This is a genomic window from Pseudonocardia sp. TMWB2A (assembly GCF_017312135.1).
The window spans coordinates 5,819,897-5,843,922 of record NZ_QKQY01000002.1; the positions used below are offsets into that span (position 1 = coordinate 5,819,897).

General features: G+C 75.3%; 23 protein-coding genes. 12 read left to right on the forward strand and 11 right to left on the reverse strand.

Translation table 11 applies throughout. The annotated features are described in order from the left end of the window. The first annotated feature begins 42 nt into the window (after positions 1 to 42). On the forward strand, positions 43 to 1,272 hold the full coding sequence (locus tag DMP17_RS41655; protein ID WP_226349998.1) for an acyl-CoA dehydrogenase family protein: 1,230 nt from the start codon (positions 43 to 45) through the stop codon (positions 1,270 to 1,272). Positions 1,273 to 1,311: 39 nt separating this feature from the next. Here the strand turns inward: DMP17_RS41655 and DMP17_RS41660 are convergent, their stop codons facing one another. The 3 genes from DMP17_RS41660 to DMP17_RS41670 all read right to left on the reverse strand — a co-directional run bounded on the left by DMP17_RS41660 (position 1,312) and on the right by DMP17_RS41670 (position 6,882). Continuing rightward, positions 1,312 to 4,104: a putative bifunctional diguanylate cyclase/phosphodiesterase gene (locus DMP17_RS41660; protein ID WP_337832411.1), complete on the reverse strand. Its 2,793-nt coding sequence runs from the start codon at positions 4,102 to 4,104 to the stop codon at positions 1,312 to 1,314. Between the two features lie 304 nt (positions 4,105 to 4,408). Further along, a complete protein-coding gene (locus DMP17_RS41665) occupies positions 4,409 to 5,590 on the reverse strand; it encodes an NAD(P)-dependent malic enzyme (protein ID WP_337832412.1) in 1,182 nt (393 codons plus the stop codon). A 281-nt stretch (positions 5,591 to 5,871) separates the two neighbouring features. Continuing rightward, positions 5,872 to 6,882, reverse strand: a complete 1,011-nt coding sequence (locus DMP17_RS41670; RefSeq protein WP_337832413.1) for a serine protease — start codon at positions 6,880 to 6,882, stop codon at positions 5,872 to 5,874. A 161-nt stretch (positions 6,883 to 7,043) separates the two neighbouring features. On the opposite strand from DMP17_RS41670, the gene DMP17_RS41675 reads away from it, so the two are divergent. Together DMP17_RS41675 and DMP17_RS41680 are read left to right on the forward strand one after the other, a co-directional pair. Further along, positions 7,044 to 7,664 (forward strand): histidine phosphatase family protein, encoded by a 621-nt coding sequence (locus DMP17_RS41675; RefSeq protein WP_337832414.1) that lies wholly within the window; start codon positions 7,044 to 7,046, stop codon positions 7,662 to 7,664. After that, positions 7,661 to 8,161: a GNAT family N-acetyltransferase gene (locus tag DMP17_RS41680; RefSeq protein ID WP_374203645.1), complete on the forward strand. Its 501-nt coding sequence runs from the start codon at positions 7,661 to 7,663 to the stop codon at positions 8,159 to 8,161. Before DMP17_RS41675 ends, DMP17_RS41680 begins: the two co-directional genes overlap by 4 nt. Here the strand turns inward: DMP17_RS41680 and DMP17_RS41685 are convergent. After that, positions 8,158 to 8,586, reverse strand: a complete 429-nt coding sequence (locus DMP17_RS41685) for a hypothetical protein (RefSeq protein ID WP_226367519.1) — start codon at positions 8,584 to 8,586, stop codon at positions 8,158 to 8,160. The two genes, DMP17_RS41680 and DMP17_RS41685, sit on opposite strands and share 4 nt — an antisense overlap. Positions 8,587 to 8,669: 83 nt before the next feature. Here DMP17_RS41685 and DMP17_RS41690 point away from each other — a divergent pair, with 83 nt between their 5' ends. After that, a complete protein-coding gene (locus DMP17_RS41690) occupies positions 8,670 to 9,620 on the forward strand; it encodes a diacylglycerol/lipid kinase family protein (protein ID WP_226349993.1) in 951 nt (316 codons plus the stop codon). A gap of 477 nt (positions 9,621 to 10,097) precedes the next feature. Beyond that, positions 10,098 to 10,349, forward strand: a complete 252-nt coding sequence (locus DMP17_RS41695; protein WP_043277332.1) for a WhiB family transcriptional regulator — start codon at positions 10,098 to 10,100, stop codon at positions 10,347 to 10,349. Positions 10,350 to 10,709: 360 nt separating this feature from the next. Here DMP17_RS41695 and DMP17_RS41700 read toward each other — a convergent pair whose 3' ends face one another. Continuing rightward, positions 10,710 to 12,224, reverse strand: coding sequence for a sensor histidine kinase (locus tag DMP17_RS41700; protein WP_226349992.1), 1,515 nt, complete (start codon positions 12,222 to 12,224; stop codon positions 10,710 to 10,712). A 92-nt stretch (positions 12,225 to 12,316) separates the two neighbouring features. Here DMP17_RS41700 and DMP17_RS46585 point away from each other — a divergent pair, with 92 nt between their 5' ends. Further along, positions 12,317 to 12,391, forward strand: coding sequence for a 50S ribosomal protein bL37 (locus tag DMP17_RS46585; protein WP_369804880.1), 75 nt, complete (start codon positions 12,317 to 12,319; stop codon positions 12,389 to 12,391). 83 nt (positions 12,392 to 12,474) lie between these two features. Here DMP17_RS46585 and rsrA read toward each other — a convergent pair whose 3' ends face one another. Next, the gene (gene rsrA, locus DMP17_RS41705) at positions 12,475 to 12,819 is read right to left on the reverse strand and encodes a mycothiol system anti-sigma-R factor (RefSeq protein ID WP_062403708.1); all 345 of its coding nucleotides are present in this window, start codon (positions 12,817 to 12,819) and stop codon (positions 12,475 to 12,477) included. Positions 12,820 to 12,860: 41 nt separating this feature from the next. Further along, positions 12,861 to 13,505 (reverse strand): sigma-70 family RNA polymerase sigma factor, encoded by a 645-nt coding sequence (locus DMP17_RS41710; RefSeq protein WP_337832806.1) that lies wholly within the window; start codon positions 13,503 to 13,505, stop codon positions 12,861 to 12,863. Positions 13,506 to 13,820: 315 nt separating this feature from the next. On the opposite strand from DMP17_RS41710, the gene ybaK reads away from it, so the two are divergent. The 3 genes from ybaK to DMP17_RS41725 all read left to right on the forward strand — a co-directional run bounded on the left by ybaK (position 13,821) and on the right by DMP17_RS41725 (position 17,441). Further along, positions 13,821 to 14,297, forward strand: coding sequence for a Cys-tRNA(Pro) deacylase (gene ybaK, locus DMP17_RS41715; protein ID WP_337832415.1), 477 nt, complete (start codon positions 13,821 to 13,823; stop codon positions 14,295 to 14,297). 112 nt (positions 14,298 to 14,409) lie between these two features. After that, the gene (locus DMP17_RS41720) at positions 14,410 to 15,231 is read left to right on the forward strand and encodes an SAM-dependent methyltransferase (protein ID WP_226349990.1); all 822 of its coding nucleotides are present in this window, start codon (positions 14,410 to 14,412) and stop codon (positions 15,229 to 15,231) included. A 20-nt stretch (positions 15,232 to 15,251) separates the two neighbouring features. Further along, positions 15,252 to 17,441 (forward strand): putative bifunctional diguanylate cyclase/phosphodiesterase, encoded by a 2,190-nt coding sequence (locus tag DMP17_RS41725; protein WP_337832416.1) that lies wholly within the window; start codon positions 15,252 to 15,254, stop codon positions 17,439 to 17,441. A 10-nt stretch (positions 17,442 to 17,451) separates the two neighbouring features. On the opposite strand, the gene DMP17_RS41730 is transcribed toward DMP17_RS41725, so the two are convergent. The 3 genes from DMP17_RS41730 to DMP17_RS41740 are packed head-to-tail and all read right to left on the reverse strand — an operon-like array spanning position 17,452 to position 19,846. After that, positions 17,452 to 18,387, reverse strand: a complete 936-nt coding sequence (locus DMP17_RS41730) for an ABC transporter substrate-binding protein (RefSeq protein ID WP_226367523.1) — start codon at positions 18,385 to 18,387, stop codon at positions 17,452 to 17,454. A 41-nt stretch (positions 18,388 to 18,428) separates the two neighbouring features. After that, positions 18,429 to 19,031 carry an alpha/beta hydrolase family protein gene (locus DMP17_RS41735; RefSeq protein ID WP_226367524.1) on the reverse strand — a complete coding sequence of 201 codons (603 nt, stop codon included), beginning with the start codon at positions 19,029 to 19,031 and terminating at the stop codon, positions 18,429 to 18,431. Next, positions 19,028 to 19,846: an SOS response-associated peptidase gene (locus tag DMP17_RS41740; RefSeq protein ID WP_226349986.1), complete on the reverse strand. Its 819-nt coding sequence runs from the start codon at positions 19,844 to 19,846 to the stop codon at positions 19,028 to 19,030. The genes DMP17_RS41735 and DMP17_RS41740 overlap by 4 nt, the downstream gene beginning before the upstream one ends. A 35-nt stretch (positions 19,847 to 19,881) precedes the next feature. Here DMP17_RS41740 and aroA point away from each other — a divergent pair, with 35 nt between their 5' ends. Genes aroA through DMP17_RS41755 form a run of 3 tightly spaced genes read left to right on the forward strand, consistent with a single transcriptional unit; the run spans position 19,882 to position 23,059 of the window. Continuing rightward, the gene (gene aroA, locus DMP17_RS41745) at positions 19,882 to 21,186 is read left to right on the forward strand and encodes a 3-phosphoshikimate 1-carboxyvinyltransferase (RefSeq protein ID WP_226349985.1); all 1,305 of its coding nucleotides are present in this window, start codon (positions 19,882 to 19,884) and stop codon (positions 21,184 to 21,186) included. Then, positions 21,183 to 22,211, forward strand: coding sequence for a ribosome small subunit-dependent GTPase A (gene rsgA, locus DMP17_RS41750; protein WP_255656771.1), 1,029 nt, complete (start codon positions 21,183 to 21,185; stop codon positions 22,209 to 22,211). Before aroA ends, rsgA begins: the two co-directional genes overlap by 4 nt. Positions 22,212 to 22,240: 29 nt before the next feature. Continuing rightward, entirely contained in the window at positions 22,241 to 23,059 is an 819-nt protein-coding gene (locus DMP17_RS41755) for a hypothetical protein (protein ID WP_337832417.1), read from the forward strand. 10 nt (positions 23,060 to 23,069) lie between these two features. Here DMP17_RS41755 and DMP17_RS41760 read toward each other — a convergent pair whose 3' ends face one another. Further along, positions 23,070 to 24,008, reverse strand: coding sequence for an SMP-30/gluconolactonase/LRE family protein (locus DMP17_RS41760; RefSeq protein ID WP_226349983.1), 939 nt, complete (start codon positions 24,006 to 24,008; stop codon positions 23,070 to 23,072). Between the last annotated feature and the right edge of the window lie 18 nt (positions 24,009 to 24,026).

A 24,026-nucleotide genomic window follows, 5' to 3' on the forward strand; every position in this document is an offset into this window, starting at 1 on the left:
CTCTGCCGTGCGGCCGGTGCGCCGCGGCGCAACAGTGGGGCCATGCCAAAGGAGCCCACGCGTCTGCCGCGTCCCGAGCTGGACCTCGACCCAGACCACCCGCACGTCGCGGACTGGTTCCACTACGCCGACCTGCTCACCGACGCCGAGCGCGCCGACCTGCGCCGGGTGCGGGAGTTCCTGCGCGCCGAGGTCGCCCCCGTCGTGCTGGAGGCCTGGGACCGCGCCGAGTTCCCGATGCAGCTGGTCAAGGGCTTCGCGGGCCTCGACCTCGCGGGGGCGGGCTACGCCGACCCGCCGGCGTCGCGGCTGTTCCTGGGGTTCCTGCACGCGGAGATCTCCCGGGTCGACCCGTCGGTCAACAGCTTCTACGGCGTCCACACGGGCCTCGCGATGGGCTCGATCCACGCCGGCGGCACCCCCGAGCAGCGCGAGCGCTGGCTGCCCGCGATGGCCCGGATGGACTCGATCGGCGCGTTCGGGCTGACCGAGCCGCACGGCGGGTCCGACGTGGCCGGTGGCATGGAGACCACCGCCACCCGCGACGGCGACGAGTGGGTCCTCGACGGCGAGAAGCGCTGGATCGGCAACGCCACCTTCGCCGACCTGGTCATCGTGTGGGCCCGGGACACCGACCCGGACGCCGACGGCGCGGTGCGCGGCTTCGTCGTGCCCTCGCCGTCGGAGGGCATGACGGTCACCAAGATCGAGGGCAAGCAATCGCTGCGGATCGTGCAGAACGCCGACATCCTGCTCGACCAGGTCCGGGTGCCGGAGTCGCACCGGCTCTCCGGCGGCTCGGGCACCTTCCGCGACGCCGGACTGGTCCTGCAGCGCACCCGGGCCAACGCCGCCTGGGGCGCGGTCGGGGTGCAGATGGCCGCCTACGAGCTGGCGCTGTCCTACGCCGCCCAGCGGGAGCAGTTCGGCCGCCCGATCGGCGGGTTCCAGCTGATGCAGGACCTGCTGGTGCGGATGCTCGGCAACGTGAGCGCCTCGCTGGGGATGGCGGTGCGCAACGCCCAGCTGCTCGACTCCGGGCGCGGGTCGGACGCCCACTCGTCGCTGGTGAAGGAGTTCTGCGCGACCCGGATGCGCGAGACCGTCGCGCTCGGGCGTCAGCTCGTCGGCGGCAACGGGGTGGTGCTGGAGAACCGGATCGCGAAGTACTTCGCCGACGCCGAGGCGATGTTCTCCTTCGAGGGCACCCGGGAGATGAACACGCTGATCGTCGGGAAGGCGATCACCGGGCAGAGCGCGTTCGTGCGGTGACCACGACGGTCGCGCCCGCGGTGGGCGGGCGCGACCGGCTCACCAGGCGCCCGGGGTCCCGTCCGGCGGGGTCGCGCTCGTCGCCGGGGTGGGCAGGCCGCCGCCGCGCAGCACGCGGTGCAGGTCGTCGGGGCGCAGCGAGCGGGCGAACAGCCAGCCCTGGAACGCGTCGACCCCGAGCCCGCGCAGGACGTGGAACTGCTCGGCGGTCTCGACGCCCTCGGCGACGGTCTTGCGGCCCATCGCGCGCGCGACCTCGACGACGGCGCGGGCGAGCGCGAAGTCGGCCGGGTCGGTGCCGACGCCGGTGACGAAGGCGCGGTCGACCTTGACCGTCTGCGCCGGGAGCTCCTTGAGCCGGGCCAGCGACGAGTAGCCGGTGCCGAAGTCGTCGACGGCGAAGCGGACGCCGCGGTGCACGAGCTCGCTCATCGCGTCCAGCGCGGGGCGCGGCAGCGCGACCAGGCTGGTCTCGACGAGTTCCAGCACCAGCTGGTTCCACGGCAGCCCGGCGCCCTCGACGATCGCGGTGACGTCGGCAAGGAACGACGGGTCGGCCGGCAGCAGCCCGGCCAGGTTCACCGCGACGGCGACGGCCTGCCCGGCACGGGGCCAGGTCGCGGCCTCGGTGGCCGCGGTGCGCAGCACCCACAGGTCCAGGTCGCGCTGCAGGCCGCCGCGCTGGGCGACCGGCAGGAACTCGCCCGGCGAGACCTCGCCGTGCACCGGGTGCGACCAGCGCAGCAGCGCCTCGGCGGACAGCACGGTGCCGTCCGGCGCGACGACCGGCTGGTACTCCAGGCGCAGCGCGTCGCCCTCGATCGCGGCGCGCAGCTCGGCCTCCAGCTCCAGCTGGCGGCGCGCCGGGGCGACGGCGCCCCGGTCGGCGACGGCGACCGTGCCGCGTCCGCGCTGCTTGGCCTCGCGGACCGCGACCTCGGCCGAGCGCAGCAGGTCGTCGCCGCGGGGGCCGCGGGCGTCGGCCTGCGGGCCGGCCACGGCGGCGTCCCGCCCGGCGACGCCGACCGAGGCGGTCAGCGTGATCGGTCGGCCGGCCACGGTGACGTCGCCGCGCAGCAGCCCGGCGACGACGGCGGCGAGCGCCTGCGGTCCGCCGATCTCGTCGACGTCGGCGCAGACCACCGCGAACTCGTCGGCCGACAGCCGCCCGGCCGTGCAGTGGTACGGCAGCTCGCGCTGCAGCCGCCCGGCCAGCTCGACGAGCAGGGTGTCGCCGGCGTCGTGGCCGAGGCCGGTGTTGACGCGGGCGAAGTCGTCGACGTCGCCGCAGACCACGGCGACCCGGTCGGCGTCCGGCCCGGCCAGCAGCCGGTCGGCGAGCTCCAGCAGCCCGGCCCGGTTGGGCAGCCGGGTCAGCGGGTCGACGGTGTCGGCCTCGCGGAGCACGTCGGCGGCGCGGCGGCGCTCCCCCACGTCGGTGACGACGAGCAGCCAGAACGGGCGGCCGTCGTCGGAGGGGGCGGCGTTGACCACGACCTCGCAGTCGACCCGGGTCCCGTCGGCGCGCAGCAGCGGCAGCGACTCGATCCGGTAGGTCGGCTCGGGGTGCGACGGGTCGCGCAGCCAGTCCGGCAGTCCGCCGCGGCCGTCGGACTGGGGCTCGGCGGACAGGCTGCGCGCCGGGACGCCGCGCAGGGTCTCCAGGTCGGCGTCGAGCAACTGGCACAGCGCCGGGTTGGCGTCGACGATCCGGCCGCGGCCGTCGAGCATCGCGACGCCGGTGGTGATGGTGGCGACGAGGTCGGCGAACCGCTGCCCGGAGCGCTGCGCGCGGGACTCGGCCCGGCGCCGGTCGGACACGTCCTGCACGGTCCCGATCAGGCGCAGCGGGGCACCGCCGGGGGTGCGGTCGATCCGGGTGCGGCACGACAGCACCGCGCCGCCCTCGGGGCGGATCTCCGAGCTGTGCGCGGTGGTGGGCTCCGGCGCGGCGTCCGGGCCGCGGCGAAGCATCCGGCAGACCCGCTCGACCTGCTCGCCCTCGATGGGGCCGTCGGGGCCGTCGGGGCGCACGCCGAGCGCGCGGTAGAGCTCGACGAGCCCCTCGCTGCGGGTCAGCGTCCCGGCCTGCAGGTCGAAGGTCCAGGTGCCGGAGCGGGTGGCGCGCTCGAGGTCGAGCGCGGGGGCCTCGTCCGACGGCGCGGGCGCGGCGTCGGGGAACGGGGTGAGCAGCACGACGGTGCGGTCACCCGGCTGGTTCCAGCGGACGACCTTGACCCGGGCCAGGCGGCGGTCGGCACGGACCAGGCGGGCGTCGGAGTCCGGGCCGACGAGCAGCTGCGGGAGCCGCATGCCGGTCGGGTCGGCGGAGCCGGCGAGGCGGCGGAGCGCGGCGTTGGTGTGGACGACGACGCCCCCGGCGTCGCAGACCATCGCGGGCGAGGGCGGGAGCTGCACCGCGGAGTGGTCGGCACCGTCGGCACCCGCGGCCCCGGACCCGGTGGTCCCCGGGCCGGGGGACGCCTCGGCGACCGACGGGGCCGGGCCGGCCGGGCGCGGCGCACCGGGGAGGCGGCGGGCACTGCCGAACGGCGGCTCCCCGAAGCCCGCGCCGGAGATCTCGGCGTCCGGCGCGGCGGCGAGGTTCAGGGCCTCCGCACGGTCGAGGAGCGGCTCGTCGTCGGGTCCGGGCCGGGCGCGGCCCGCCGGGGTGCCACCGGGACCGGCGAAGGCCCGGGCGAGGTCACCGGCGAGACCGGGGTCCCGGTCCCTGTCGCGGCGGGCACCCGGTGCCTGCTCCGCGCGTCCACCGGCCGGGTCCCCGACCGATGCACCCGGACGGTGTCCCGCCCGCGATTCCTGCTCCGACACGCCCGCCTCCGTTCCGTTCGGCAGCTCCGTGGGGAACAACGAGCCACCGTGCCGGGCGATCCGGGCGGGTAGACCGATCGAGCCACCCGATACAGCGAGTGATGGGACCGTTCGGCCCAACGCCGTTGCTCCGCCCGTCACTCACGGGTGGTGACAGGTAGTCGCCGGAGGGTGAAGGGTGTGACGTGCTCGGCGAGCGGTGGCAACCGATCCGACCGTGTGTGTTCGACCGCTCACAGCGCGCCGTGCCGTTCGGCGCACACCCCGGTTGCACACGTTTCGTAACCGGGGTTATGGCCGTTCGTCAGCCTGCGGTCACGCCGGCGTCGCCCGCGGCGCGGGCCACGGCCGCGGCGACGGCCGGGGCCACCCGCGGGTCGAACGGGCCGGGCACGATCTTCTGCGGGGACAGCTCGTCGGCGACGACGTCGGCGATGGCGCGGGCCGCCGCGACCTTCATGTCGTCGGTGATGCGGCGGGCGTGCGCGTCCAGGGCGCCGCGGAAGATCCCCGGGAAGGCCAGCACGTTGTTGATCTGGTTCGGGAAGTCGCTGCGGCCGGTCGCGACGATCGCGGCGTGCCGGGCCGCGACGTCGGGGTGCACCTCGGGGTCGGGGTTGGACAGCGCGAAGACCATGCACTCCGGGGCCATCGTGGCCAGCAGCTCCTCGGGCAGCGTGGCGCTGGAGAGCCCGACGAACACGTCCGCACCGGCCAGGGCCTCGGCGATCCCGCCGGTGACCGAGCGCGGGTTGGTGACGGCGGCCAGCGCGGCCTTCTCCCCGCCGCGGCCGGCGTCGACGACCCCGCGCGAGTCGAGCAGCACGACGTCCGAGGCGCCCGCGGTCAGCAGGATGCGTGCGCAGGCGATGCCGGCCGCGCCAGCCCCGGAGATCACGATGCGCAGGTCCGACAGCGAGCGGCCCTGCACCCGGCAGGCGCCGTCGAGGGCGGCGAGCAGCACGACGGCGGTGCCGTGCTGGTCGTCGTGCATGACCGGGCAGTCGAGCGCCTCGACCAGGCGGCGCTCCAGCTCGAAGCAGCGCGGTGCGGCGACGTCCTCGAGGTTGACCGCGCCGAAGGTCGGGCGCAGCCGGACCAGGGTCTCCACGATCTCGTCGACGTCGGTGGTGTCGAGGACCAGCGGGATCGAGTCGAGCCCGGCGAAGGACTTGAACAGCGCCGACTTGCCCTCCATCACCGGCAGCGACGCGCGCGGCCCGATGTCGCCGAGGCCGAGGACCGCGGTGCCGTCGCTGACGACGGCGACCAGCCGGTGCGCCCAGGTGTAGCGGGCGGCGAGCGAGGCGTCGTCGGCGATGGCGCGGCAGACGTCCGCGACGCCGGGGGTGTAGGCGATCGACAGGTCGCGCTCGTCGGCCAGCGGCGCGGTTAGGCCGGTCGCGAGCTTGCCGCCCTCGTGCGCGCCGAACACCTCGTGCCGGTCGGGGGCGGAACGGCTGGTCGGGTCCTGGGCGAGCGTCATGGGAAGACTCCACGGGTGGTGCGGTACGAGAGCGGCGCACGGACGCGCCTGCCGTTGCACCGGGCGTCGCGGGTTGACGTCGACCTGCTCGCGGTGCCGGACGGCCATCCCGCGCGCTGCGCCGGGATAGGGGCGCCGAGCCGGGACGAGCTGTCGGATCTGGCGGCGAGTCTAACCGGGTGGACGCCGGGAACCGGTCACCCGGCGCGCCCGGAGTGGCCACCCGCACAGGACGGGCGTACGGATCACCGCACGCCCGTCCCGGGAGCCGTGTGCCCGGGTCAGCGCAGCGGCGCCGGGGTGAGGTCGGGCAGCGGGAGTGCGGGCAGCGACGGGCCGCTGGGCAGCTCGGTCAGCGGCAGCACACCCGGCGTGAACGGGACCCGGCCGGGGACGACCTCCAGGGCGCCGACCTCGCCGTAGCGCTCGGCGTAGGCCAGTGCCCGGGCGATGTCGGTGACCCCGTTGGTGTTGGTCGGCAGCATCAGGCTCGACAGCAGCCCGAACGCCCGCCCGCGCGCGTCGAGGTAGCCCGAGCCCGAGTCGCCGGGCACCCCCGGCGGCGTGGTGGAGACGACGTGCGTGCGCGGCCCCTCCGGCTGCCCGAGGCTCAGGCCCTGCTTGTACGGCGTCGCCACGAGCTGGTTGGGCTGGAAGCTGTAGACCTTCTCCCCCTGCTCGGTGCCGTCCGTGTCGAGCCCGGTCGGGCCGCCGAAGCCGGGGACCGTCGGGTCGGCGACGGCGACGGCCGCCGGGCTCAGCTGGATCAGCGAGAGGTCGTTGTAGAGGCACAGCTGCGGGTCGGTCTCGCCGCGGTCCTGCATGACCGCCCAGGAGTTGTAGGCGACCCGTCCGGTGTAGTTCTTCCCGTCGCGGCCGCGGATGCCGACCTCGATGCCCTCCGGCATGACCGGCTCGCGGCAGCCGTCCACCGAGGACATCGCGTCCTCGCCCGCCATGCAGTGCGCGGCCGCGCCCAGGTAGAGCGCCCCGGCCGGGGCGGCCTGGTGCTCGGCGCCGCGGCCGCCGGGCTCGTCGCGGTGCCCGTCCTGCCCGGCTGCCGGGGTGTAGAGGAAGTTGGCGGTGCACAGCTCGGCGCCGCCGGTGACCGGGGTGGCGATCTGCACGCCCGGGCCGATCGCCCCGGCCTGCACCGCCCGGGCGGACGGGGCGGCCACCGCGGTGCCCGCGGCGGCGGGCGCGGTGAGCGCGGCGGTGACCGCGAGGCCGGCCGCGGCGGCGATCCCGGCGATGCGCCGCCGCGCGGGGCGGCGGGAGAACTGCGACGACATGACGCTCCTCGGCTCGTGGTCCGCCACGGATCCCATCCGATCCGGCCACCCTGCGGGTACGGCGCGCCCGGCGGACTGCCCGGCCGGGTCCGGATCCGACCCGACCGGGTGACCTGATCACCGCGAGCGTCCCGCAGCGTCCGCGACTAGCGTCGCCGCCCGTGAGCACCGACGCCGATCCGGACGGACGGATCCTCCTGCTGCGCCACGGCGAGACCGAGTGGTCGCGCACCGGGAAGCACACCGGCCGCACCGACGTCCCGCTGACCGACGAGGGCCGGGCCGCCGTCCGCCGGGTGCGCGACGCGCTGGCCCTGGTCCGCCACGACGCCCCGCCCGCCCGGGTGCTCTGTTCCCCGCGCACGCGCGCGAGGGACACCGCCGAGCTGGCCGGGCTGCGCGTGGACGCGGTCGACGACCGGCTCGTCGAGTGGGACTACGGCGACAACGAGGGCTGGACCACGCCGCAGATCCGCGAGTCCATGCCGGGCTGGACGATCTGGGACGGGCCGTGGCCCGGCGGCGAGACCCCCGGCGACGTCGCCGCGCGCGCCGACGCCGTGCTCGCCGACGCACGCGCCCTGCTCGGCGGCGGCGACGTCGTGCTCGTGGGGCACGGCCACTTCTCCCGGGTCCTGACGGCGCGCTGGATCGGGTTGCCCGCGAGTGGCGGTGTGCACTTCCGCATGGACCCGGCCGGGGTCAGCGTGCTGGGGTTCGAGCGCGGGGTCCCCCGCCTCGACCACGTCAACCAGCGCCCCACCCCCGCGGAGGACCAGTGAGCGTCCGTACGGCCACCCCCGGCGACGTGCCGGTCATGGTCCGGCTCGTGCACGAGCTGGCCGACTACGAGAAGGCCGCGCACGAGTGCGGGCTGACCGAGGACCAGCTGCACGCCGCGCTGTTCGGCCCGGACCCGTCGGCCGGGGCCTTCGTGGCCACCGGCGACGACGGCGCGGTCGTCGGCACGGCCATCTGGTTCCGGACCTTCTCCACCTGGGAGGGCGTCGCCGGGATCCACCTGGAGGACCTCTACGTCACCCCCGGCGCCCGCGGCGACGGGCACGGCGCGGCCCTGCTCGCGGAGCTGGCCGCCGAGGTGGCCCGGCGCGGCTGGAAGCGCCTGGAGTGGAACGTGCTGGACTGGAACACCCCGGCCATCGGCTTCTACCGCTCCGTCGGCGCGGTGCCGAACGAGGGGTGGACCACCTACCGGCTCACCGGCGACCCGCTCGTCGCGCTGGCCGGGCGGCGGACCGGCGGGGCGGCCGGCCGCTAGTCCTCGGGGTACTCGTCGCCCATCGACCAGCGCCGGGACTGCTCGCTGATCAGCATCAGGAACGTGAACAGCACGAACAGCCCGCAGACGATGCCCCACACCAGCTGGCGGCTGGGGCCCAGCGCGTAGTAGATGGCCGGGAACAGCAGCAGCTGCACGACGATCGCCGGGGTGCGGCAGCCGTGCAGCCCGCGGACCAGCCCGTAGCCGACACCGGCCACGGCGGCCGCCAGGAGCACGAACATCCCGGCCTCGGCGAGTCCGTAGTAGAGGCGGGCGCCGCCGGCCTCCAGGGCACGCACGCCGAGCACGACCGCGAGGACGGCGCCGACGAGCCCCTCGGCCGCGACGAGCACCCCCGCCACCCGCACGTTCTCCGGCGGTCGCTCCCGCGTCACGGGGCGGTCGTCGCGGTCATCGGCCACCCACCGAGGATAGGCCGCCCGCCACGACCGCCACCGCCGGGCGGCCGACGGACCGGCCGGTGCGCGGTCGATACAGTCGCCCCGTGCGCGCGCTGCTCGTGGTCAACCCTCAGGCCACGTCCACCACCGCCGCCGGCCGGGACGTGCTGACCAAGGCCCTGGCCAGCGAGCTGAAGCTCGACGTCCTGCAGACCCGCTACCGGGGCCACGCGGCGGAGGCGACCGCGGCGGCCGTGGCGGACGGCGTCGAGCTCGTCGTCGCGCTCGGGGGCGACGGGACGGTCAACGAGGTCGTCAACGGGCTGCTGGCCGCGCAGACCGGCTCGGGCAGCGGCGCCCCGCGGCCGGACCCGGACGCCACCGCGATGCTCGCGGTGGTCCCCGGCGGCTCGGCGAACGTGTTCGCCCGCGCCCTGGACATGCCGCGCGACCCGGTCGAGGCGACCGGGCACGTGCTCACCGCGCTGGCCCGGCGACGACGACGGCTGGTCGGCCTCGGCTGGGCCGACGACCGCTGGTTCACCTTCAACGCCGGCATGGGCTGGGACGCCGAGGTGGTGGCCGCGGTCGAGCGCGCCCGCGCGCAGGGACACGAGGCCAGCCCCGGCCGCTACGCGGTGACCGCGATCGCCCAGTACCTCGCGCAGCTGCGCCGGCCGCCGTCGATGACGGTGGAGCTCCCCGACGCGGCGCCGCTGACCGGGGTGCGGCTGGCGTTCGTCTCCAACACCGACCCGTGGACCTTCCTGTCCGGCCGCGCGGTGCGGACCAACCCCCGCTCGTCGTTCGGCAGCGGGCTGGGGCTGTTCGCGCTCACCGGGCTGAGCCCGCGGACGATCGCCTCGACCCTGCGCCAGATCCTGGCCGCCGACGGCGACCCGCACGGGCGGCACATCGTCCGGCACGACGCCGTCGGCCGGGTGCGGATCACTTCGGAACAGCCTCTCGCTCTCCAGCTCGACGGCGACCACCTCGGAATGCGCACCGATGTGGAATTCCTCAGCGTGCCCGGAGCGTTACGCGTCGTCGTGTGAGACGGACGGTTCGTCGCGCATCGTGCGGGCGCTCTCACACGCCGGAGTGAGCAACCGCGCCATTCACCGATGTGAGCGGACCGTCGGTCCCGTTGGGGCTTACACCAGGCCAAACCCGTGATCCAAGGTGGTCCCTACGCAAGCGAGGCCACGAGCAACGCCGCTCGTGGAGGTTCCGTCCCACCGGGCCGGACCCCTCACTCAGAGGGTGTCCGGGTCGACATCGTTTTCGGGTGGCCGATTCCGGGTGGGACAGGGACACTGGATCGTGGAACCGGCCCAGGGCGGCTCGAAGTCCCGGGCATTGGTCTGTCTGCGTGCGTTCCCTATGAGGGCGCTCACGCATCCCGCGAGCAGTTTCCCATTGAGGACCGCGGTGGCTCGTGAAAGTATTCACAAGCTGCGAAACACGCACGTAACACCAAGCGCACAGACGATCGGCGCGACCCCGATCGCGCACCAGAGGAGAAAGTGATCATGGACTGGCGTCACGACGCGATCTGCCGCGACGAGGACCCGGAGCTGTTCTTCCCGGTCGGCACCAGCGGCCCTGCCCTGATGCAGATCGCGGAGGCCAAGAGCGTGTGCCGGCGTTGCCCGGTCACCGAGTCGTGCCTGCAGTGGGCTCTCGAGTCCGGCCAGGACGCGGGTGTCTGGGGCGGCATGAGCGAGGACGAGCGGCGCGCCCTGAAGCGGCGCAGCACCCGTCCGCGCGCCCGCACCGCGTAGGCAGCCCCGCCCGGGCACTCGCCCGGAATGCGGCAGGAACAGCTGTCCCGGACAGCAGCTCCGGACAGTAGAAGAAGTAGCTCCCCGACCTCGGGCCCGTAGCCGGACGCCACCGGCCACGGGCCCGAGGTGCGTTCGGGGTGATCTGCCACCCCGGTGTGAGGGTCGACCACGGTGCCGGCGCGACCACGGCACCGGGATCAACGGTCACGGGACGAGCGTATCCGGTGCCCTCCGGGCCCCCGTCCACGCCCCGGGTCACCGGGAGTGACCGGGATCGGTCACCCGCCGCACCGCAGCGACCGCCCGGGGACGACGGGCGGCGGACCCGTTGCCCCGCCGCCCCTCCCACCGCGGCGTTCAGGAACCGCCGAGCGGTACCCGGACCACCGCCACCGTGCCGCCGCCCTCCCGGGCCCGCACCTCGATCGTCGCCTCCAGCTCGGAGGTCAGCAGGGTCCGCACGATCTGCAGACCCAGCCCCTTGGACCTCTCGAAGTCGAAGTCGACCGGCATGCCGTGGCCGTCGTCGGCCACCGACACCTCCAGCCGGCTCGCCGAGCGCACCGGGCTGACGACCACCTCCCCCGCCGTGCCGGGGTCGTAGGCGTGCGCCAGCGCGTTGTGGGTCAGCTCGGCCAGGACCAGCACCAGCGGGGTGGCCTTCGCCGCGGGCAACGCCCCGAACCCGGAGTCGACGCGCACCCGGGCACGGGACTCGGTCGTCGCGCCGTCGCGGATAGCGGGCAGCACCTTCGGCAGCAGCTCGTCGAGCTCGACGACCTCGGCGACGGAGTAGGCCAGCGCCTCGTGCACCAGCGCGATCGAGGTGACCCGGCGGACCGACTCCTCCAGCGCCCGGCCCGCCTCCGGGTTCTCGCTGCGCCGGGCCTGCATGCGCAGCAGCGCCGCGACCGTCTGCAGGTTGTTCTTCACCCGGTGGTGGATCTCCCGGATGGTGGCGTCCTTGCTCATCAGCGCCGCGTCCCGGCGACGCAGGTCGGTCACGTCGCGGACCAGCACCAGCGCGCCCGCCGCGTCGCCGCGGGGGCGCAGCGGCAGCGCGCGCACGAGCATCGTCGCCCGGCGGCCCTTGATCTCCATCCGGGTGGACGGGGCGCCGTCGAGGGCCTCGTTGATCCGGCCGGCGACGTCCTTCGCGTCGAACGGGTCCAGCACGAGCGCCTTGGTGACCGTCGCGAGGTCGGCCCCGGCGACGTCGCTGGCGTGGCCCATGCGGTGGTACGCCGACAGCGCGTTCGGGCTGGCGTAGGCCACGTTGCCGTGCACGTCGAGGCGGACCAGGCCGTCCCCGGCGCGCGGGCTGCCCTCGGCCGAGCCGGGCGGCCCGGACTGCGGCGGGAACGTCCCGTCGACGATCATCTGGCACAGGTCCGAGGCGCTGCCGAGGTAGGCGATCTCCAGCGGGCTCGGGACGCGCGGGGTGGACAGGTTGGTGTCCCGGGACAGCACCGCCACCGTGCGGCCCTTGAAGCGCACCGGGATGGTCTCCCGACGCACCGGCACCTCCAGGTGCCAGCGCGGGTCGTCGTCGCGGCAGATCCGGCCCTCCAGCACCGCCCGGCGCAGCTGGCCGACCTCCACCGGCACCGCCCGGCGGCCGACGACGTCGTCCGGGTGGGCGGTCGGTGCGGTGGTCGGCCGGGCTTGGGCGACGCACAGGAACTGCGCGGTCGCCGCCCGGGAGGCACCGCCGGTCCCCGCGTGGAGGTCGTCCAGCGGCACCCACAGCAGGAAGTCGGCGAAGGACATGTCGGCCAACAACTGCCACTCACCGACCACGCGCTGGAGGTGATCGGCGGTCTCGCCGTCCATCGTCGTGTGCTCGGCGAGCAGCTCGCTCAGCGTGGTCACGATCGCCCATCCCACCACATGCGAGAATCGCGCGTACGAAGCTCCCGCGGCAACGCCGCGGAACCGTGACCCGGACGGGAAGGAGGGTCGAGATGTCCAAGCGTGCACGCAAGCGCCGTGACCGCGCCAAGAAGGGCGCCAACCACGGCAAGAAGCCGAACTGCTGAGTTCGGCGACACCGACGCGAGAGGGCGGGCACCCCGGTGGGGTGCCCGCCCTCTCGCGTGTGTCGCCGGAGCGGCGGTGCCGGTCAGCCGCCGGAGCGGCGGTACTCGGTGCGCTGGTGCGACACCGAGACGCTGGTGCCGTCCGGGCCGCTCTCCACGGTCACCTGGGCCTGCTCGAGCACCGCGGAGCGGATCTGCGACCGCAGCCGGTCCTTGAGCCCGGCGGGGGCCGCCTCGCCGCCGCACTTGCGGGCCAGCAGTGCCTTCAGCTTCTCGTCGATGCCGTACTCGGCCAGGCAGGGCGCGCACTCGTCCAGGTGCTGCTGGAGCAGGCGTCGCCGCTCCTGGTCGCACTCGTGGTCGAGGAACAGCCACACCTCGGCCAGCACCTCGGTGCAGCCGGTGTTCGCGGGCGGGTCCTGGATCATCGGGTTGCGCTCGAGCGGTGCGCCCGAGCCCTCGGCGGCGCTCACGATGCCGTCACCTCCCGGTCCCCGGTCGCGCCGGCGGCCCTGTCGCGGACGAATCCGCGCTCGCGGGCGACGTCGGTCAGCATGTCGCGCAGCTGGCGCCGGCCGCGGTGCAGCCGCGACATCACGGTGCCGATCGGGGTGCCCATGATCTCGGCGATCTCCTTGTAGGCGAACCCCTCGACGTCGGCGAGGTAGACCGCCATGCGGAAGTCCTCCGGCAGGCCCTGCAGGGCCTCCTTAACGTCGCTGTCGGGCAGCGCGTCGAGGGCCTCCACCTCGGCCGAGCGCAGACCGGTCGAGCTGTGCTCACCGGCCTGTGCCAACTGGTAGTCGGTGATCTCGTCGGTCGGCGACTGCAGGGGCTGACGCTGCCGCTTGCGGTAGCCGTTGATGTAGGTGTTGGTCAGGATCCGGTACAGCCACGCCTTGAGGTTGGTGCCGCGGCGGAACGACCCGAACGCCGAGTACGCCTTCAGGAAGGTCTCCTGCACCAGGTCCTCGGCGTCGGCCGGGTTCCGGGTCATGCGCAGCGCCGCGCCGTAGAGCTGGTCGAGCAGCGGCATCGCGTCGCGCTCGAAGCGGGCCGTGCGGTCGGAGACGCTCTCGTCCTCGGGCGCACGGTTGCCGTCGGCGTCGGCCACACCGACCAGGGCGGCGAGCTCCGCGGGATCGGTCCCTGCCGCGCCCGTCTCCGGCTGGTCCGGCTGATCCGGCTGTACTGACAAAGGTTCCCTCTCCAGTGACACGAGTCGCGCACCGGTGCGGGTCACCGGCACGGCGGACGCGTCGGAGGGTACGCGCCCCGGCCGCTCACGGCCGTCCGGCGGCGCGGCCCCGGGCCTCTCCATCACTGATGTCGTCACACCCGGGACAACGGTGCGGCGCCGGACGGCATTCCCGTAGGTTCCCCGTCACCCCCGGGTCGGCCGCGGGGCGCGGACGGGAGGACGAGGACGATGGCGGGCAGGGGCACCCCGGCGACGGCACTGCTGAGCAGGCGTGGGGTGGCGCACGAGCTGCACACCTACACCCACCATGACGGCGCCGGCTACGGCGAGGAGGCCGCCGCCGTCATGGGGCAGGACCCGCGCCGGGTGTTCAAGACCCTCGTCGCGCTCGTCGACGGGACCATGACGGTCGGGATCGTGCCGGTGTCGGCCCAGCTGGACCTCAAGGCACTGGCCGCCGCCGCGGGCGGGAAGAAGGCCGTCATGGCCGACGTCGCCGACGCCGAGCGGACCACCGGCTACGTCGCGGGCGGCATCTCCCCGCTGGGCCAGCGCAAGCGGCTGCCGACCGTCCTGGACGCCTCGGCCCACGAGCACCCGACGGTGTTCTGCTCCGGGGGCAGGCGCGGCCTGGAGATCGAGCTCGCCCCGGCGGACCTGGTGGCACTCACCGGCGCCGTCGTCGCACCGATCGCAACCGGCTGACCGCAGAGGGTCACCCGGACGGGTCCGATCCGGGCTCCGCGCCAGTAAGGTCGATCACCGACGGCAGCAGGACGCCGTCGGCACCGATCGAGACGAGCTACGGGGAGCACGCGTGGACCGACCGGCATGGGCGCCCGACGAAGTGGACATGACCAGCCCGAGCGTGGCCCGGGTCTACGACTACTACCTGGGCGGGTCGCACAACTTCGAGGCCGACCGGGCCTTCGCCGACCGGGTGCTCGACGCGCTGCCCGAGATGGCGGCCGTCGCGCAGGCCAACCGGGCGTTCCTGCGCCGGGCAGTGCACCAGCTCTGCGCGCACGGGATCCGCCAGTTCCTCGACCTCGGGTCGGGCATCCCGACCGTCGGCAACGTGCACGAGGTCGCGGCGACCGCCCGCGACGACGCCCGGGTGCTCTACGTCGACAACGACCCGATCGCCGTCGCGCACAGCCGCGCGCTGCTCGACGGCGACCCGTCGACGGCCGTCCTCGCCGCCGACCTGACCGACCCGCGCCGGGTCCTCGACGACCCGCTGACCCGCACCCACCTCGACCTCTCCCGCCCGGTGGCGGTGCTGCTGGTCTCCGTGCTGCACTTCGTCCCGGACGAGGCGGACCCGGCCGGGATCATCGCCGCCTACGCCGGCGCCGCGGCCCCCGGCAGCCATGTGGTCGTCAGCCACGCGAGTGACGAGGGTGGCCTCTCCGGTGCGAGCCGGGCCCAGAACCTCTACAACAGGGACAGGTCCCCGCACCGGATGCGGATGCGCGACACCGAGGAGGTCGCGGCGCTGTTGGGCGACCTGGAGCTGGTGGAGCCCGGAGTCGTGCGGATCCCGCTCTGGCGTCCGGAGTCCCCGGTGGGCCCCGAGGCGCAGCGTTACCCCGGGCTCGCCGCCGTCGCACGGCACGCCGGGCGGCCCGGGATCTGATCATCGGAGGGAGAGCCGTCGTGGCGAAGCCCGTCCCCGTCCTGCCCGGTGGGCAGGGGCCGGGGCCGTCGGCGCTGGCCGACGCCTGGGTCGGCGCCATCGAGGCCCGCGGCTTCGTCTCCGCCGCCCGAGCCGACCTGTACGCGGTGCTGTCCGGGGCGGCCTGGTGGTTCACCGCCGTCGTCGAGGGGCGGGCGGAGGAAGCGATCGCCGAGGAGGTCGGCGCCGAGCTGGTCGCCGCGCACCTCACCGACCCCGCCGCCCTGCGCTGCTCGATCGACGTGCTGGCCGCGCACTTCGCCGGGCGCACCCTCGACCCGGAACGGTTCCGCCGCTGGAGCGCGGCGGTCGGGGCGCTGTCGACCGGGTACGCCCGGATGCTGCGCGACCGCACCCGGCTGGAGCAGGAGCGGATCAGCTCCGCCGCGTTCGCGGCGCGTGCCGCCGCCGAGGACGCCCGCTGGCGCTCCGAGGCGCGCTACGGGGTGGTCTTCGAGAGCTCCGTGCTCGGCATCAGCGTCGCCGACACCGAGGGTCGCATCCTGGAGGCCAACCGCACGCTGACCGCCCTGCTGGGCTACCGGCCGGGCGATCTCGTGGGCCGCTCGGTGTTCGAGTTCATCCACCCCGAGGACACCCCGGAGATGTGGCCGCAGATCGAGGCCATGCTCGCCGGGCGGGTCGGGCACGTCCGGATGGAGAAGTCCTACTTCCGGGCCGACGGCGACCAGGTGTGGACCGAGCTGACCGTCTCGCTGGTCCGCTCCCCCGACGGCGAGCCCCGCTACCTCGTCGCGATGGTCTCCGACGTCACCGAGCGGCGCCGCCTGCAGTCGCGGCTGCGCCACCAGGCCGAGCACGACCCGCTCACCGGGCTGCCGAACCGCTCGCTGTTCTTCACCCGGCTCGAGACCGCGCTCTCCGGCCCGTACGGCTCCCCCGCCCCGGTGGGGGTCTGCTACCTCGACCTCGACGGGTTCAAGGCCGTCAACGACACCCTCGGACACGACGCGGGCGACCAGCTCCTGCGCACCGTCGCGCACCGCCTCGGCGCCGAGCTCCGCCCGGCCGGGCACACCGTCGCCCGGATGGGCGGCGACGAGTTCGTGGTGCTCGTGGAGCGGTGCACCGGCGTGGAGCAGCTGACCGCGGTCGCCGAGCAGGCGCTGGCGGTCGTCCGGCGGCCGGTGCACGTGCGCGGCCGGGAGGTCGTCGTCTCGGCCAGCATCGGGATCGTCGCCCGCCCGTTCCGCGACCCCGCGGGCACCCCCATCGGCGAGGACGTCACCGGACCGGCGGGCGCCGCCGAGCTGATGCAGGCCGCGGACACGACGATGTACTGGGCCAAGCGCGACGGCCGGGACCGCATCGCGGTCTTCGACCCGGCCCGGCACGCGAACGACGTGCACCTGTTCGAGCTGGCCGGCCGGATGCCGGGCGCGTTGGACCGCGGCGAGTTCCACCTGGAGTACCAGCCGCTGGTGGCGCTCGGCGACGGCACCGTCGTCGGGGTGGAGGCGCTCGCCCGCTGGCGCACCGCCGACGGCGAGCGGCTCGGCCCGGACGTGTTCATCCCGCTGGCCGAGCAGACCGGCCTGATCGTGCCGCTGGGTCTGCACCTGCTGGAGCGGGCCTGCACCGACGCCCGGTCCTGGGTGGACGCGGGCGCCGACGCGGGGCTCGTGCTCAGCGTGAACGTGGCGGGCCAGCAGCTGCGCAGGCCCGACGCCGTCACCCGCATCGCCGAGGTGCTGGAGCGGACCGGGTGGCCGGCGTCGTCGCTGCAGCTGGAGCTGACCGAGAGCGACCTCATGTCCGCCGCCGGGCGCCCGGTGCAGGCGCTGGAGGAGCTCTCACAGCTCGGGGTGCGGATCGCCATCGACGACTTCGGCACCGGCTACTCCAACCTCGTCTACCTGCACCGGCTGCCGGTGGACGTGCTCAAGCTGGCCGGGTCGTTCGTCACCGGGCAGGGCGGCCCCTGCCCGGGCGACGACGGCGTCCCGCACGACGTCGACAGCCCGGTGATCCTCTCGGCGATGATCGAGCTGGCCCACACCCTGGGGCTGACCGTCGTCGCGGAGTCGGTGGAGACCGGGTGGCAGGCGCGCCGGCTGCACGACCTGGGCTGCGACATCGGCCAGGGCTGGCACCTGGGGTCGCCGCGGTCCGCGGCGGAGACGGCCGGACTGCTGGTCGGGGCCTGCTAGGGCGGCGGGCTCAGCCGGTCAGCCGCGCCCGCACGTCGTCGACGATCCGGTCGGCGCCGAGCACCCCGATCCCCACCATCCAGGTCTCGTCCTCGACCTCGTGCACCCGGCCGGTGCGAACGGCGGGTGCGTCGCCCCACAACCGGGTCACCGCACCCCGGGCACCTGCGGTCGGGTCACCGGCCCGGTCGGTGAAGAACACGACGTCGCCGTCGATCTCCGAGGCCAGCTCCGGTCCGACCTCCCGCATCGAGTACTCGTCCCAGGCGCGGTCGCCCAGGTCGAAGCCCATCGTGGTCAGCACCGACCCGGAGAAGCTGTCCGGGCCGTAGAGCCGGAACGCCTCCGGTCGGAACCGCACGATCGACGCCGTCCGCCCGGACGCGCCGACCTCCTCGCCCACCTGTTCGGCGCGCAGGCGCCACCGGTCGAGCAGGTCCTCCATCTGCCCGGTGCGCTGCACCGCGGCCGCGGTGATCCGGGCCTGCTCGGTCCAGTCCGTGCCGCTGCCCACCGAGAACACGGTCGGGGCGATCCGCGCGAGCTGCGTGTGGAGCGGGGTGTGCCGCACGGCCGAGCCGATGATCAGGTCGGGCTGCAGCGCCGCGACCGCCTCGAGATCGGGCTCGCTGATCGAGCCGACCGGACGGGTGCCCGTGAGGCGGTCGGCGAGGTAGGGCGGGAACCCGGCCCCGGCCGCCGACTCGCTCGCCCCGACCGGGACGACCCCGAGCGCGACCAGCGCGTCCAGGTGCGGGGAGTCCAGGACCACGACCCGCGACGGTTGCGCCGTCAGCCGCGTCTCCCCCATCGCGTGGGTGACCGTGTACCCGCGCTCCGCGGACGGGGCGGGCTCGGGCGCGGCGGCGCACCCCGCCACCACGAGCAGGAGCGCGGACAGGACGGCGGTGGTCGCCGCCGTCGTCACAGTTCGGATCTTCGGCACGGAGGGAACGTACCGGACAAGTGAGGGTAGGCAAACCTTGGTTACTGGTCGAGCTGTGCCGCCGCCCACCCGGTCACGACCTCGTGCAGCCGGTCGTGCTGCTTCTTCAGGCCGTGGTCGCCGTCCAGCAGCACCACCTGCCGGTCGGCCTCCTCGGCCGGGACGCCGAAGCGGTCGCCGCGGCCCTGCACCACGAGCACCGGCACCCCGGCGCCGTCGAGCTCCGGGGCCCGGGTCCGCTCCGGGCGGCCCGGCGGGTGCAGCGGGAAGGCCAGGCACAGGACCGCGGCCGCACCGGCCGTCGTCGCCGTGCGGCAGGCGACGCGTGCGCCGGAGCTGCGGCCGCCGACGACCAGCGGGCCGTCGTGGCCGGGCCGCACCGCCGCGACGACGGCGAGCCACGCCTCGTCGAGGTGCCCGGCCGGGGCGGGGGCCCGCCGGCCCGCGACCCGGTAGGGCTGCTCGACCAGGCCGACGTCGAACCCGGCGGCGGTGGCCGCCGCGGTCGCGGTGACCAGGTCGGGGGCGTCGACGCCGCCGCCCGCGCCGTGCCCGAGCAGCAGCAGCCCGCGCGGGGACCCCGCCCGGTGCAGGGTCACCCGGGCCGGGCCGCGCGGGGTGTCGACCTCGCGCGCCGCGGTCACGAGAGCAGGTCGAGCTGGATCGGCTCGGTCACCTGGTCGTCGGGGAGCCGGTCGAGCAGCTCGGGCGCGTTGTTGCGGACGTTGTTGACCTGCGGCGAGACCGGCCGGATGTCCAGGGTCGCGACCAGCTCCGGCGACGGCGGGACGAGCAGCCGGGTCACCCCCTCGTCGCCGGTGCCGCGGTCCGGGTCCAGCCAGTCCGACCAGTCGTCGGGGCGCAGCACCAGCGGCATCCGATCGTGCACCTGGGCCAGCGGGCCGACCGCCCCGGTGGTGAGCACGCAGGCGGTGACCAGCCCGTCCGGGTACTTCTCGGTCAGCTCGTCGCCCTTCGGGCGCCAGAACTCCCAGATGCCCGCCATCGCCATCGTGGCGCCGTCGGCGTAGTGGGTGAAGTACGGCTGCTTGGTCGGCTTGCCGGTCCCTCCCTGGGACTTCGGGACGGCGTCGTGGCGCTGCCACTCGTACCAGCCGTCCATCGGGAACAGGCAGCGCCGCGACGCGGCCGCGCGCCGGAACGCGGGCTTCTCGGTGATCGTCTCCGACCGGGCGTTCACCATCCGCGCGCCCGCCGACGGGTCCTTCGCCCAGAACGGCACCAGCCCCCAGCGCACGGTGCGCAGCGACCGCTCGGTGGTGTCCCGGTCGGGCTCGCCGCTCCCGTCGCGGGGGTGGCGCTCGACCACCACGGTGATGTCCTTGGTCGGCGCCACGTTGTAGTCCGGACGCTGCGAGGTCTCCTGCGTCGCGTCGACAGCGTGGAACTCGTCGGCCAGGTCCGCGGGGGCCTTGGTGGAGGCGTAACGGCCGCACATGCGCCCCATCCTCCCACGTGGGGAAGGATGGAGGCGTGAGCAACTGGACCGCCCCCACGCCCGGGTCGCCGGTGACCGGCACCGTCACCGTCCCCGGGTCGAAGTCGGTGACCAACCGTGCGCTGCTGCTCGCCGGCCTGTCCGGCGGCGACGTCCGGGTCGACGGCGCCCCGCCCACCCGCGACACCGCGCTGATGACCGGGGCGCTCGCCGCGCTCGGCGTCCCGGTCGCCACCGACGGCGACACCGTGCGGATCGGCGCGCACCCCGGGCTGCGCGGCGGCACCCCCGAGGCGCCCGCCGAGGTCGACTGCGGGCTCGCCGGCACGGTCATGCGGTTCGTCCCCCCGGCCGCGGCGACGGCGTCCGGTGCGGTCCGCTTCGACGGCGACCCGCGCGCCCGGGAGCGCCCGATGGGCACCGTGCTGGACGCGCTGCGCGCACTCGGTGCCACCGTGTCCTACGACGGCGCCGCCGACGCGCTGCCGTTCGTGCTCGACGGCGGCCCGATCCGGGGTGGCGAGGTGACGATCGACGCGTCGGCATCGTCGCAGTTCGTGTCCGGGCTGCTGCTGTCCGGGTCGCTGTTCGAGCGCGGCGTGACCGTGTTCCACGACGGGAAGCCGCTGCCGTCGCTGCCGCACATCGCGATGACCGTGGAGATGCTGCGCGCGGCCGGGGTGGTCGTCGACGACGCCGAGCCGAACACCTGGCGGGTCGAGCCCGGCCCGGTCGCGGCGCGGGACTGGTCGGTCGAGCCCGACCTGTCGAACGCCTCGGTGTTCCTCGCCGCGGCCGTCGTGACCGGCGGGCGGGTCACCGTGCGCGGCTGGCCGGACGAGACCACCCAGCCCGGCGTCGACGTCCTGCCGGTGCTGGAGCAGTTCGGCGCCACGGTCACGCACACCGCCGACGGCCTCACCGTGACCGGGCCGGACCGGCTCACCGGCGTCGACGTCGACCTGCACGACGCGGGCGAGCTCGCCCCCACCGTCGCCGCCGTCGCCGCGCTGGCGTCGGGCACCTCGCGGCTGCGCGGGATCGGGCACCTGCGGGGCCACGAGACCGACCGGCTCGCCGCCCTCGCCACCGAGATCACCGCGCTCGGCGGCGCCGTCACCGAGACCGACGACGGCCTGGTGATCGAGCCGAAGCCGCTCACCGGGCGCTCCGACCGGCCCTGGGGCGCCTACGCCGACCACCGGATGGCCACCGCCGGCGCGATCATCGGGCTGGTGGTGCCCGGCGTCGAGATCGACGACGTCGCGAGCACAGACAAGACCATCCCGGACTTCCCCGGACGCTGGGCCGCGCTGCTCGGGACCCGTGTGGACGGCTGAGCAGGGTGCCCCGCGACATCAGCAGGCTCGACGAGTCCGACGTCCGTGTCCGCCCCGGACGGCGCGGGAGCCGGCCGCGCAGCAAGCGCAGGCCCGCGCACGCCGACGCGACCCGCGCGATGGTCACCGCCGTCGACCGGGGACGGTGGACCTGCGCGGTCGACGCCGACCCGGGCCTGCCCCAGGTCGTCGCCATGCGGGCCCGCGAGCTGGGCCGGACGCCGGTCGTCGTCGGGGACCGGGTGGACCTCGTCGGGGACCTGTCCGGTGAGCCGGACACCCTCGCCCGGATCGTGCGGGTCGCCGAGCGCGACACCGTGCTGCGCCGCACCGCCGACGACACCGACCCCTACGAGCGGATCGTCGTCGCGAACGCGCAGCGGCTGATCGTGGTCACCGCCGTCGCCGACCCGGTGCCGCGCAGCGGGTTCGTCGACCGCTGCCTGGTCGCGGCCTTCGCCGGTGGGCTGCAGCCGGTGCTGTGCCTGACCAAGTCCGACCTCGCCGACCCGGAGCCGTTCGCGGCGCAGTACCGCGAGCTCGGCGTGCCGGTCCTGGTGACCGGGCGCTCGGAGTCCGGGCCGCCGTCCGGGCTGGACGCGCTGCGCGAGGAGCTGTCCGGGCGGCTGTGCGCGCTGGTCGGGCACTCCGGGGTCGGCAAGTCCACCCTGGTCAACGCGATCGTCCCGGCCGCGACCCAGGCCATCGGACGGGTGTCGGGTGTGGGGAAGGGACGGCACACGACCACCGCGGCGCTGGCGTTCCCGCACGCCGAGGGCTGGGTCGTCGACACCCCCGGGGTGCGCTCGTTCGGGCTCGCCCACGTCGGCGCGGACGACGTCGTCGCCGCGTTCGGCGACCTGGCGACCGCGATCGAGGACTGCCCGCGCGGCTGCGGGCACCTCGGGCCGCCCGCCGACCCGGAGTGCGCACTGGACGACCTGGTCGCCTCCGGTGCACTCGGAGGGGGCAGACTCGAGGCGTTGCGCCGCGTGCTGGTGGCGCTGGCGAGCGACAGGTTCTGACCATCACGACGACGGCCGGGGAGCGGGTAGTGCCGGGACGGCGCGCGGTGACGCTGCTGCTGTGCGGGGCGGTGCTGGTGCCCGGGCTGACCGGCTGCGCCTGGCCCGGCTCCTTCGGTGACACCCCCGCACCGCCCGCCGCCGCACCCGCCGCCCTGCCGAAGTACTACGACCCGGCGCCGCTGATCACCGACGTCCGGGCCCGTACCCGGCTCGACGGCGGCTCGACGCTGTCGGTGGCGGGCACCCTGACCCACGACGGCACGACCGTCCCGGTGACCGGCGACGGCGCCCTGCGGGTCGACCGGGCCGGGGACGCCCCCGCGGTGCGGCTGCTGCTGCGCTCGGGGCCGTCCGGCACGGTCGCGCAGAGCACCGAGATCATCCGGATCGGCGGGCGCACCTGGCTGCGCCCCGGCGACGGCGGCTGGGGCGAGGCCGGGCGCGTCCCGCTGCCCCCGGAGCGGATGACGCACGCGACGCTCGCCGCGAACGTCGCCGCCGGCGTCGACCCGCTGGGGGCGGTGGCCCGCTACCCGGACGCGGTGCTCGTCGCCGACGCCGCCGACGACGCCGTCGACGGCATCCCGACCGTGCACTACACGCTGGTCGTCGACCTGGTCCGGGCTGCGGCGACCGAGACCGACCCGGCGCGCCGCACGGCGCTGCAGGCCCAGCAGCGGGCCGGGCTGACCCGGCTGAGCGCGGAGATCTGGGTCGACGCCGAGCGCAGGCCGCTGCGCAGCCGGGTCCGCCAGCAGCTCCCCGACGGCGCGGCGCTCGACGTCCTCGTCCGCTACGACGGCTGGGGCGCCCCGATCACCATCGAGCCGCCGGTCCGCGGCTGACCCGGGGCCCTCAGCGGCGGAACGCCAGGTCGAGGCCGTCGACCGGCCAGGTGCAGCGGTAGAGCCGCCCCCACCCCGACGAGGTGACCCAGGCCTCGCGCGACCCGGCGCCGGCGAAGCAGATGTTCGTGACGTGCGGGTCGTGCTCGGGCGGCGCGACGGTGCCGAGCAGCTCCCCGGCCGGGGACAGCACGCTGACCTCGCCGGAGACCAGGGTGGCGACGCAGACGTTCCCGTCGCCGTCGACGGCGAGCGAGTCGAGGTTGCGGAACCCGGCGAAGCCGTGCAGCAGCCGGGCGTCGCCGGGGCCGGGCGGGCCGGGCAGCTCCGGGGGCGCGCCGAGCTCGCCGGGGCCGGTCACCGCCCAGCACCAGACGCGGCCGGTGGCGGTCTCGGCGACGTAGAGCCGTGACCCGTCCGGGGACAGGCCCACGCCGTTCGGGGTCATGAGCGGGTGCACGACCTCGGTGAGCGCCGAGCCGTCGGGACGGGCGTGGTACAGCCCGCCGAGGTCGACCTCGCGGGGGCGGCGCTTGCCGAGGTCGGTGAACCAGAACGTGCCGTCGGCGGCGAAGACGATGTCGTTGGGGCCGCGCAGCCCGTCGTAGAGCACCGAGGAGCCGCCGGTGTCGGGGTCGACACGCAGGATCGCGCCGCCGCGGTAGTCCTCGGGCTGGTTGCCCGGGTACACGGTGCCGTCGGGGCGGGTGTGCCAGGTGAAGCCGCCGTTGTCGCAGACGTACACGGCGCCGTCCGGGCCGATCGCGGCGCCGTTCGGGCCACCCCCGGTCTCGGCGACGGTGACGTGGCCGCCGTCGGGCAGCACCCGGGTCAGCCGCCCGGCCGCGATCTCGACGACGAGCACCGACCCGTCGGACAGCGCCACCGGGCCCTCCGGGAACGCGAGCCCCCGGGTCACCTCGTGCAGCTGCGGCGCGACGAACGCCATACCGGCCTCCGATCCGGG